The sequence below is a fragment of the Bordetella genomosp. 5 genome (genome assembly GCF_002261315.1).
Taxonomy (GTDB): Bacteria; Pseudomonadota; Gammaproteobacteria; order Burkholderiales; family Burkholderiaceae_B; genus Bordetella.
This window is the reverse complement of record NZ_NEVP01000004.1, coordinates 1-12,540: the sequence shown is the minus strand read 5'-3', so window position 1 is coordinate 12,540 and position 12,540 is coordinate 1. Positions and strand designations below refer to the sequence as shown.

1 protein-coding gene is annotated in these 12,540 nt (G+C 63.4%); it reads left to right on the top strand.

The window, feature by feature from the left end; translation table 11 throughout:
- Positions 1–5: 5 nt before the first annotated feature.
- A partial coding sequence (locus CAL25_RS05555; protein WP_094798968.1) for a VCBS domain-containing protein occupies positions 6–12,540 on the top strand: 12,535 nt, incomplete at its 3' end.

The following is a 12,540-nucleotide window of genomic DNA, read 5'->3' as shown; positions in this document are numbered from 1 at the left end:
ACCTTATGGCTACCTCCTCCCCCGCCATCGTCATCGCCATCACCGGCCGCGCCTGGATTCGTCATAGCGACGGCTCGCTGACCGAACTGCACGAGGGGAGCCGCATCCCGCCCGACAGCGAGGTGGTCACCGCCTCCGGCGCCACCGTCACGCTCCAGGTGGAGAACGGCATGCCCGTGGTGATCGGCGCGGAACGCGAGGTAGCGTTAAATGGGGACATGCTGGGGCCGCTGGACGACGCGTCCGAAGCGGCCATCACGCCGCCGACTGGCCCGGATTCCGAACGCCTGCTCGCGGCCCTGGAGGCGGGTGGCGATCCCTTCGATGAACTCGACCCGACCGCCGCGACCATCACCGGGGGTGGCGGCGGCGACGGCGGTGGCAGCTTCGTCCGCCTGGCCCATATCCTTGAAACCACGACGCCGCTGAATCTGGCCTACCCCAACCCGGTACGCGGCGACGACTACGTGCCCCGCGCCTCGGGCGGCGGCGGCGCGGGGAGTGACGACGACGACGCGGCTGTTACGCTTCCTGCCGGGACGTCTCCCGCCGGGACGTCTCCCGCTACGACGCTGCCTGCCGGAACGGCGCCTGGCGCGACGCTGCCTGCCGGAACGCTTCCGGCGACAACGCCCCCTGCCACGACGCCTCCCGCCACGGACCCCGGCACTCCCGTCAACGACGGCGGCCGCCCGCCGGTGGCGGTGGACGACAGGATCTCCGGCACGGAGCGCGCGGTGCTGCGCGGCAATGTGCTGGGCAATGACACGGATGCCGATGGCGACACGCTGAGCGTGTCGGCCGTGAACGGCCGGCCCATGGGCGCGGGCGGCCTGACGCTGCCGGGCTCCAATGGCGGCACGTTCACGGTGTTGCCCGACGGCACCTATACCTTCGACCCGGGCACGCAATTTACGCATCTGGCCCAGGGCCAGAGTGCCATCAGCACGGTGGTCTACACCGTGACCGACCCTAGCGGCAAAACCTCGACGGCAACGCTGCAGGTCACGGTGATCGGCGTGAACGACGCCGCGACGATTTCGGGCAACACGGCGGCCACCGCGCAGGAAGACACCGCGCTGACCGCGCAGGGCAAGCTCAGCGTCACCGATCCCGACGCGGGACAGTCGAACTTCGTGGCGCAGGCGCAGCGCGCCGGGCAGTACGGCACATTCTCGATCGACGCCAACGGTAACTGGCACTACGCGCTGAACAACAGCGATCCGCGCGTGCAGGCCCTCGGGGTGAACGACAAGGTCACCGATCAGTTCACCGTCACGTCCGCCGACGGCACGAGCGCGCAGATCACGATCACCATCAACGGGACCAATGACGTCCCTACCCTCAGTGGCCAGGCCACGGGCGCGGTGAACGAGGACACCAGCCTGAGCGTGTCGGGCAAACTGTCGGTCAGCGACCGCGACACCTCGGACACCCACACGTGGACCGTCGTCAATGGCGGCAAAGGCAACTATGGCACGCTGACGCTGGGCGCCGACGGTCAATGGACCTACAACCTGACCAACAGCAATCCTGCCGTGCAGGCCCTGAGCGTGGGCCAGACGCTGACCGAGACCTTCAAGGTCAGCGTCGACGACGGGCATGGTGGCATCGCCACCCGTGACGTGACCATCACGATCAACGGCACCAACGACGCCCCTCGCCTCTCGGGCGATCTCACGGGCGCCGTCACCGAAGACGGCGTGCAGAGCGCCACCGGCCAGCTGCAGACCGCCGACGTAGACGTGCGCGACACCCATACCTATGCGGTCGTCGGCAACGCCACCGGCACCTATGGTGCGTTCGCGGTCGACGCAACGGGACGATGGACGTACACGCTCGACAACGCTGCCGCGCAAGTGTTGCGGTCGGGTCAGAGCGTGCAGGAGACCTACACCGTCCGCGTGAGCGACGGCCAGGGCGCCGTCGATACCAAGGTCATCACGATCACGATCAGCGGCACCGACGACGGTGCCGTCATCCGCCCCGCCACGCCGGGTAGAGATCAAGGCAAGGTGCAGGAAGATGGCCAGCTCACCGCGAGCGGCAATCTCGACATCACCGATCCCGATGCCGGACAGGCCGTGTTCCAGGCGCAGACGGGCACCCAGGGGCAGTACGGCACGTTCAAGATCGACGCGAACGGCAATTGGACGTACAGCCTCGACAACGCCAACGCTTCGGTACAGGCGCTGGGCGCCGCCCAGTCCCTCACCGAAACCTTCACCGTGCGAGCGGCCGACGGCGCCACGCACGCGGTGACCGTGACGATCCAGGGCACCAACGACGCGCCCACGCTCTCCGGCCAACTCACCGGATCCGTGACGGAAGACGGCGTGCAGAGTGCGACCGGTCAACTCCAGACCAGGGATGTCGACACCAGCGACACGCATACGTATTCGGTGGTGGGAAGCGCCACCGGCACGTATGGCGCGTTCGCGGTGGACGCCAACGGCAAGTGGACGTATACGCTGGATAACGCCGCAGCGCAGGTGCTGAAGGCCGGCGAGAGCGTGCAAGAGACGTACACCGTGCGCGTGAGCGATGGCCAGGGCGGCACGGACAGCAAGGTCGTGACGGTGACGATCAACGGCACCGACGACGGTGCTGTGATCACCCCGAACAAGCCGGGCGGCGACGCCGGCACAGTGAAGGAAGACGGCGCGCTGCTGGCATCGGGCAAGCTCGACGTGGCCGATCCCGACGCGGGTCAGTCGACGTTCCAGGCGCAGCCGTCGACGCAGGGTCAGTACGGCAACTTCACCATCGACGCGAACGGCAACTGGACCTACAGCCTCGACAACACCAACGCCTCGGTGCAGGCCCTGGGTGCAGGCAAGTCGCTCGCGGAAGTCTTCACGGTGCGGTCGGCCGATGGCAGCACCAGCCAGGTCACCGTAACGATCCAGGGCACCAACGACGCGCCCAGGCTGTCCGGCGCATTGACCGGCGCGGTCACGGAGGACGGCGTCAAGACGGCGACCGGTCAACTGACCGGCACCGACATCGATGTCGGCGACAAACTGAGCTACTCGGTGCTCGGCGCGGCCAAGGGCACCTTTGGTGTCTTCGCCGTGGACGCCAACGGCAAGTGGACGTACACGCTCGACAACGTCGCGGCGCAGGTATTGAAGACCGGCCAGGCCGTGACGGAGACCTACACGGTCCAGGTCAGCGACGGCCAGGGCGGCACGGACAGCAAGGTCGTGACGATCACGATCAACGGGACGGACGACGGTGCCGTCATTACGCCGAGCAAACCGGGCGACGACTCCGGCACGGTGAAGGAAGACGGCGCGCTGCTGGCGTCGGGCAAGCTCGACGTGGCCGATCCCGACGCGGGTCAATCGACGTTCCAGATCCAGACCGCGACCAAAGGGGCTTATGGCACCTTCGCGATCGATGCGAACGGCAACTGGACGTACAACCTCGACAACGCCAACAACGCGGTGCAGGCGCTGGGCCTGGGCAAGTCGCTGACCGAGACGTTCTCGGTGAAGTCAGCCGATGGCACGACGAGCCAGATCACCGTCACGATACAGGGCACGAACGACGCACCCAAGCTCTCGGGCGAAGTTACCGGCTCGGTGACCGAAGATGGCGTCAAGACGGCTAGCGGGCAGTTGACGACTTCGGACGTCGATACCACCGATACGCACACCTACTCCGTCGTCGGTAACGCGAAGGGAACGTATGGGTCGTTCGGTGTCGATGCCACCGGCAAGTGGACGTATACGCTGGATAATGCGGCGGCCCAGGTCCTGAAGTCGGGTCAGGCTGTCACCGAGACTTATACGGTTCAGGTCAGCGACGGGCACGGTGGTACTGACACGAAGGTGATCTCGGTCACGATCTATGGGACTGACGATGCAGCTGTGATCACGCCGCATGCGCCGGGGGCCGATCAGGGTCGTGTGCAGGAGGACGGCCAGGTCGTGACCAGCGGCAAGCTCGACATCGTTGATCCGGATGCCGGGCAGGCTGTGTTTCAGACGCAGCCTTCGACGCAGGGTGCGTTCGGCACGTTTACTGTCGATGCGAACGGTAATTGGACGTACAACCTGGACAATGCCAACAAGGCGGTTCAGGCTCTTGGTGCCGACAAATCTCTGACGGAGACCTTCACGGTCACGTCTGCCGACGGGTCCAAGCACGACATCACGGTCACGATCCAAGGTACGAACGACGCGCCGAAGCTCTCCGGTGAAGTGACCGGTTCCGTGACCGAAGATGGCACCAAGACGGCTTCCGGCCAGCTCACCACGACTGATGTCGACACGACCGACACGCACACGTACTCCGTGGTTGGCAAGGCCAGCGGCACCTACGGTTCGTTTGCCATCGATCCCACGGGCAAGTGGACCTACACGCTCGACAATGCTGCCGCCCAGACGCTGAAGTCCGGGCAAGCAATCACCGAAACGTACACTGTCCAAGTCAGCGATGGCCAGGGTGGTACCGACACGAAGGTGATCTCGATCACCATAAACGGTACCGACGATGCCGCCGTGATCACCCCGCACACGCCGGGGGCCGACCAAGGTCGCGTCCAAGAGGATGGACAGCTCGTCACCAACGGCAAGCTCGATATCGTCGATCCGGATGCTGGTCAAGCTGTGTTCCAAGTTCAACCGGGTACTCAGGGTGCCTATGGCACGTTCTCGGTCGACGCCAACGGCAACTGGACCTACAACCTCGACAACACCAACAAGGCGGTACAGGCACTTGGTGCCGATAAGTCGCTGACCGAGACCTTCACGGTCACGTCGGCCGACGGTACGAAGCACGACATCACGGTCACGATCCAAGGCACGAATGACGCGCCGAAGCTCTCCGGTGAAGTCACGGGCTCGGTGACTGAGGACGGCACCAAGATCGCCAGCGGTCAGCTCACCACGACGGACGTCGATACCACCGACACGCACACCTACTCCGTGGTTGGCAAGGCCACCGGCGCCTACGGCTCGTTTGCCATCGATGCGACAGGCAAGTGGACGTACACGCTGGATAACGCCGCAGCCCAGACGCTGAAATCGGGTCAAGCGATCACTGAGACCTACACGGTCCAGGTCAGCGACGGGCACGGTGGTACCGACACGAAGGTCATCTCGGTCACGATCAACGGCACGGATGACGCTGCCGTCATCACCCCGCACACGCCGGGCGCCGACCAGGGTCGCGTCCAAGAGGATGGACAGCTCGCCGCCACCGGCAAGCTCGATATCGTCGATCCGGATGCCGGCCAAGCTCTGTTCCAAGCGCAACCCTCGACTCAAGGTGCGTTCGGCACCTTCACGGTCGACGCGAACGGCAACTGGACCTACAACCTCGACAACGCCAACAAGGCTGTCCAGGCTCTAGGCGCAGACAAGTCGCTGACGGAGACGTTCACGGTCACGTCAGCCGACGGTTCCACTCACGACATCACGGTCACCATTCAAGGCACGAACGACGCACCGAAGCTCTCCGGTGAAGTCACGGGTTCGGTGACCGAGGACGGCACCAAGACGGCTTCCGGCCAGCTCACCACGACTGACATCGATGCGACCGACACGCACACCTACTCCGTCGTCGGCAACGCGAAGGGAACGTATGGCTCGTTCGGTGTCGATGCCAATGGCACGTGGACCTATACGCTCGACAACGCAGCAGCGCAGACGCTGAAATCGGGTCAGGCGATCACGGAAACCTACACGGTCCAGGTGAGCGACGGCCACGGCGGCACCGACACGAGGGTGATCTCGGTCACCATCAACGGCACCGATGACGCTGCAATCATTACCCCGCACGCCCCTGGCGCCGATCAGGGCCGGGTGCAAGAGGATGGACAGCTCGTCACCAACGGCAAGCTCGATATCGTCGATCCGGATGCCGGCCAGGCTGTGTTCCAACCGCAGCCCGGAACGGCCGGCGCCTACGGCACGTTCGCGGTCGACGCCAACGGCAACTGGACCTACAACCTCGACAACACCAACAAGGCGGTACAGGCACTTGGTGCCGATAAGTCGCTGACCGAGACCTTCACGGTCACGTCCGCCGATGGTTCCACGCATGACATCACGGTCACGATTCAAGGGACCAACGATGCGCCGAAGCTCTCCGGCGAAGTCACGGGTTCCGTGACGGAAGATGGCGTCAAGACCGCCACTGGCCAGCTCACCACGACTGACGTCGATACGACCGACACTCACACCTACTCCGTCGTCGGCAACGCGAAGGGAACATACGGCGCCTTCGGCGTAGATGCCACGGGCAAGTGGACGTACACGCTGGACAATGCCGCAGCCCAGACGCTGAAGTCGGGCCAAGCAATCACGGAAACCTACACCGTCCAGGTCAGCGACGGCCAGGGTGGTACGGACACGAAGGTGATCTCGGTCACGATCAACGGGACTGATGACGCTGCCGTCATCACCCCGCGCACGCCGGGGGCCGACCAGGGTCGCGTCCAAGAGGATGGACAGCTCGTCACCAACGGCAAGCTCGACATCGTCGACCCTGATGCCGGGCAGGCTATGTTCCAAGCTCAGCCGGCGACGGCGGGCGCCTACGGCACGTTCGCCGTCGACGCCAATGGCAACTGGACCTACAACCTCGACAACACCAACAAGGCGGTACAGGCACTTGGCGCCGATAAGTCGCTGACCGAGACCTTCACGGTCACGTCCGCAGACGGGTCGAAGCACGACATCACGGTCACTATTCAAGGTACGAACGATGCGCCGAAGCTGAGTGGCGAAGTGACCGGTTCCGTGACCGAAGATGGCGTCAAGACCGCCAGCGGTCAGTTGACAGCCAGCGACGTCGACACGACCGACACGCACACGTACTCCGTGGTTGGCAAAGCCACCGGTGCCTTTGGTTCGTTCGCTGTCGATGCGACGGGCAAGTGGACATATACGCTCGACAACGCCGCAGCCCAGACGCTGAAATCGGGCCAAGCGATCACCGAGACCTACACGGTCCAGGTGAGCGACGGCCACGGCGGCACCGACACGAAGGTCATCTCGGTCACCATCAACGGCACTGATGACGCTGCAATCATTACCCCGCACGCCCCTGGTGCCGACCAAGGTCGCGTCCAGGAGGACGGCCAGCTTACGACTAACGGCAAACTCGACGTCGTTGACCCAGATGCGGGCCAAGCCGTCTTCCAAGTTCAACCGGCGACGGCTGGCGCCTACGGCACCTTCGCCGTCGACGCCAATGGCAACTGGACCTACAACCTCGACAACACCAACAAGGCGGTACAGGCACTGGGTGCCGATAAGTCGCTGACCGAGACCTTCACGGTCACGTCCGCCGATGGTTCCACGCACGACATCACGGTCACGATCCAAGGCACGAATGACGCGCCGAAGCTGAGTGGCGAGGTTACCGGCTCCGTGACCGAAGATGGCGTCAAGACCGCCAGCGGTCAGTTGACGACGAGCGACGTTGACACCACTGACACGCACACCTACTCCGTGGTTGGCAAGACCACCGGCACCTATGGTTCGTTCGCTGTCGATGCCTCGGGCAAGTGGACGTATACGCTGGATAACGCGGCGGCCCAGGTCCTGAAGTCTGGTCAGGCTGTCACCGAGACCTACACCGTCCAGGTCAATGACGGCCACGGCGGTACCGACACGAAGGTGATCTCGGTCACCATCAATGGCACGGATGACGCAGCGGTCATTACCCCGCACACTCCGGGGGCCGATCAAGGTCGCGTCCAGGAAGACGGCCAGCTCGTAACCAACGGCAAGCTCGATATCGTCGATCCGGATGCTGGGCAGGCTGTGTTCCAAGCGCAACCTTCGACGCAAGGTGCATTCGGCACCTTCACGGTCGACGCGAACGGCAACTGGACCTACAACCTCGACAACGGCAACAAGGCTGTCCAGGGTCTCGGCGCGGACAAGTCCTTGACGGAGACCTTCACGGTCACGTCGGCCGACGGCTCCACGCACGACATTACGGTCACGATCCAAGGCTCGAATGACGCGCCGAAGCTCTCCGGTGAAGTCACGGGCTCGGTGACTGAGGACGGCACCAAGACCGCCAGCGGTCAGCTCACCACGACGGACGTCGATACCACCGACACGCACACCTACTCTGTCGTCGGCAACGCGAAGGGAACATATGGTTCCTTCGGCGTCGATGCCAATGGCAAGTGGACCTACACGCTGGACAACGCAGCAGCGCAGACGCTGAAGTCGGGCCAGGCAATCACCGAGACCTACACGGTCCAGGTCAGCGACGGTCACCGCGGCACCGACACGAAGGTGATCTCGGTCACGATCAACGGCACGGATGACGCAGCGGTCATCACCCCGCACACCCCGGGTGCCGACCAAGGTCGCGTCCAGGAAGACGGCCAGCTTGTCACTAGCGGCAAGCTCGATATCGTCGATCCGGACGCCGGACAGGCTGTATTCCAGGCCCAGCCCGGAACGGCCGGCGCCTACGGCACGTTCGCGGTCGACGCGAACGGCAACTGGACCTACAACCTCGACAACACCAACAAGGCGGTACAGGCACTCGGTTCAGACAAGTCGCTGACGGAGACCTTTACGGTCACGTCGGCCGACGGCTCGAAGCACGACATAACGATCACGATTCAAGGGACCAACGATGCACCGAAGCTGAGTGGTGAGGTCACCGGCTCCGTCACGGAAGATGGCGTCAAAACGGCGAGCGGTCAGCTGACGACAACTGATGTCGATACGACCGACACACACACCTACTCCGTTGTGGGCAACGCGAAGGGAACCTATGGTTCGTTCGGTGTCGATGCCAATGGCAAGTGGACCTATACGCTCGACAACGCTGCCGCCCAGACGTTGAAGTCGGGTCAGGCGATCACCGAAACGTACACGGTCCAGGTGAGCGACGGCCACGGCGGCACCGACACGAGGGTGATCTCGGTCACCATCAACGGCACCGATGACGCTGCCGTCATTACCCCGCACGCCCCTGGTGCCGACCAAGGTCGCGTCCAGGAGGACGGCCAGCTTACGACTAACGGCAAACTCGACGTCGTTGACCCAGATGCGGGCCAAGCCGTCTTCCAAGTTCAACCGGCGACGGCTGGCGCCTACGGCACCTTCGCGGTCGATGCGAACGGCAACTGGACCTACAACCTCGACAACACCAACAAGGCTGTACAGGCACTTGGTGCCGATAAGTCGCTGTCCGAGACCTTCACGGTCACGTCAGCCGACGGGACGAAGCACGACATCACGGTCACGATTCAAGGCACGAATGACGCGCCGAAGCTCTCCGGTGAAGTCACAGGTTCGGTGACCGAGGACGGCACCAAGACGGCTTCCGGTCAGCTCACCACGACTGATGTCGACACGACCGACACGCACACGTACTCCGTGGTTGGCAAGGCCAGCGGCACCTACGGTTCGTTCGCCATCGATCCCACGGGCAAGTGGACCTACACGCTCGACAATGCTGCCGCTCAGACGCTGAAATCGGGGCAGGCGATTACTGAGACCTACACGGTCCAGGTCAGCGACGGCCACGGCGGTACCGACACGAAGGTGATCTCGATCACCATCAACGGCACCGATGACGCTGCCGTCATCATCCCGCACACGCCCGGGGCCGATCAAGGTCGTGTTCAGGAAGACGGCCAGCTTGTCGCCGTTGGCAAACTGGATATTGCCGATCCGGACGCTGGGCAGGCTGTATTCCAGCCTCAGTCCGGAACGGCCGGCGCCTACGGCACGTTCGCTGTCGACGCCAACGGTAACTGGACTTACAACCTCGACAACGGCAACAAGGCTGTCCAGGGTCTCGGCGCGGACAAGTCCTTGACGGAGACCTTCACGGTCACGTCCGCCGACGGCTCCACGCACGACATCACGGTCACGATTCAAGGCACGAACGACGCACCCATGCTTTCCGGTGACGTCACGGGTTCGGTGACCGAGGACGGCACCAAGACGGCTTCCGGCCAGCTCACCACGACTGACATCGATACCACCGACACGCACACGTACTCCGTCGTCGGTAACGCGAAGGGAACGTATGGCTCGTTCGGCGTCGATGCCAATGGCAAGTGGACCTATACACTCGACAACGCTGCCGCCCAAACTTTGAAGTCGGGCCAAGCGATCACCGAAACGTACACGGTCCAGGTGAGCGACGGCCACGGCGGCACCGACACGAAGATCATTTCTGTCACCATCAACGGTACCGACGACGCAGCCGTGATCACCCCGCACACGCCGGGCGCCGATCAAGGTCGCGTCCAGGAGGACGGCCAACTCGTCGCCAATGGCAAGCTGGATGTCGTCGATCCGGATGCCGGCCAAGCTGTGTTCCAAGCGCAACCCTCGACGCAAGGCGCCTACGGCACGTTCGCGGTCGACGCCAACGGCACCTGGACTTACAACCTCGACAATACCAACAAGGCTGTCCAGGGTCTCGGTGCCGACAAATCGCTGACGGAGACCTTCACGGTCACGTCGGCCGACGGGTCGAAGCACGACATCACGGTCACGATTCAAGGCACCAATGACGCGCCCAAGCTCTCGGGTGAAGTCACGGGTTCGGTGACCGAGGACGGCACCAAGACGGCTAGTGGTCAGCTCACCACGACTGATGTAGACACGACCGACACGCACACGTACTCCGTGGTTGGCAAGGCCAGCGGCACCTACGGTTCGTTCGCCATTGATCCCACGGGCAAGTGGACCTACACGCTCGACAATGCTGCCGCCCAGACGCTGAAGTCCGGCCAAGCAATCACCGAAACGTACACTGTCCAAGTCAGCGATGGCCAGGGTGGCACCGACACGAAGGTTATCTCGGTCACCATCAACGGCACGGATGACGCTGCCGTCATCACCCCGCACACCCCGGGTGCCGACCGAGGTCGCGTCCAGGAGGACGGCCAACTCGTCGCCAATGGCAAGCTGGATGTCGTCGATCCGGATGCCGGCCAAGCTGTATTCCAAGCGCAGCCTTCGACGCAGGGTGCGTTCGGCACCTTCACGGTCGACGCGAACGGCAACTGGACCTACAACGTCGACAACGCCAACAAGGCTGTACAGGCACTCGGCGCGGACAAGAGTCTGACGGAGACCTTCACGGTCACGTCGGCCGATGGCTCCACGCATGACATCACAGTCACGATCCAAGGTACGAACGACGCGCCGAAGCTGAGTGGCGAGGTTACCGGCTCCTTGACCGAAGATGGCGTCAAGACCGCCAGCGGTCAGTTGACGACGAGCGACGTTGACACAACTGACACGCACACCTACTCCGTAGTTGGCAAGACCACCGGCACCTATGGATCGTTCGCTGTCGATGCCACGGGCAAGTGGACCTACACGCTCGACAATGCTGCCGCTCAGACGCTGAAATCGGGTCAGGCAATTACCGAGACCTACACGGTCCAAGTCAGCGACGGTCACGGCGGTACCGACACGAAGGTCATCTCGGTCACGATCAACGGCACGGATGACGCTGCCGTCATCACCCCGCACACGCCCGGGGCCGATCAAGGTCGTGTTCAAGAAGACGGTCAGCTCGTCACCAACGGCAAGCTGGACATCGTCGATCCGGATGCCGGCCAAGCTGTGTTCCAAGCGCAACCCTCGACTCAAGGTGCGTTCGGCACCTTCACGGTCGACGCGAACGGCAACTGGACCTACAACTTGGACAACGCCAACAAGGCGGTCCAGGGTCTCGGCGCAGATAAGTCGCTGACGGAGACTTTCACGGTCACGTCGGCCGACGGTTCTACTCACGACATCACGGTCACGATCCAAGGGACCAATGACGCGCCGAAGCTGAGTGGTGAGGCCACCGGCTCCGTCACGGAAGATGGCGTCAAGACCGCCAGCGGTCAGCTCACCACGACTGATGTCGACACGACCGACACGCACACCTACTCCGTCGTCGGCAACGCGAAGGGAACCTACGGTTCCTTCGGCGTCGATGCCAATGGCAAGTGGACCTACACGCTCGACAACGCTGCCGCCCAAACGTTGAAGTCGGGCCAGGCAATCACCGAGACCTACACGGTCCAGGTCAGCGACGGTCACGGCGGTATCGACACGAAGGTGATCTCGGTCACGATCAACGGCACCGATGACACTGCCGTCATTACCCCGCACGCCCCTGGCGCCGATCAGGGCCGGGTGCAAGAGGATGGACAGCTCGCCGCCACCGGCAAGCTCGATATCGTCGATCCGGATTCCGGCCAAGCTGTGTTCCAGGCGCAACCCTCGACGCAGGGTGCGTTCGGCACCTTCACGGTCGATGCGAACGGTAATTGGACTTACAACCTCGACAATTCGAACAAGGCTGTACAGGCACTTGGTGCCAATAAGTCGCTGTCCGAGATCTTCACGGTCACGTCGGCCGACGGTTCCATGCACGACATCACGGTCACGATCCAAGGGACCAACGACGCGCCCAAGCTGAGTGGTGAAGTCACGGGTTCGGTGACCGAGGATGGAACCAAGACGGCTACCGGTCAGTTGACGACCAGCGACATTGACACCACTGACACGCACACATACTCCGTCGTCGGCA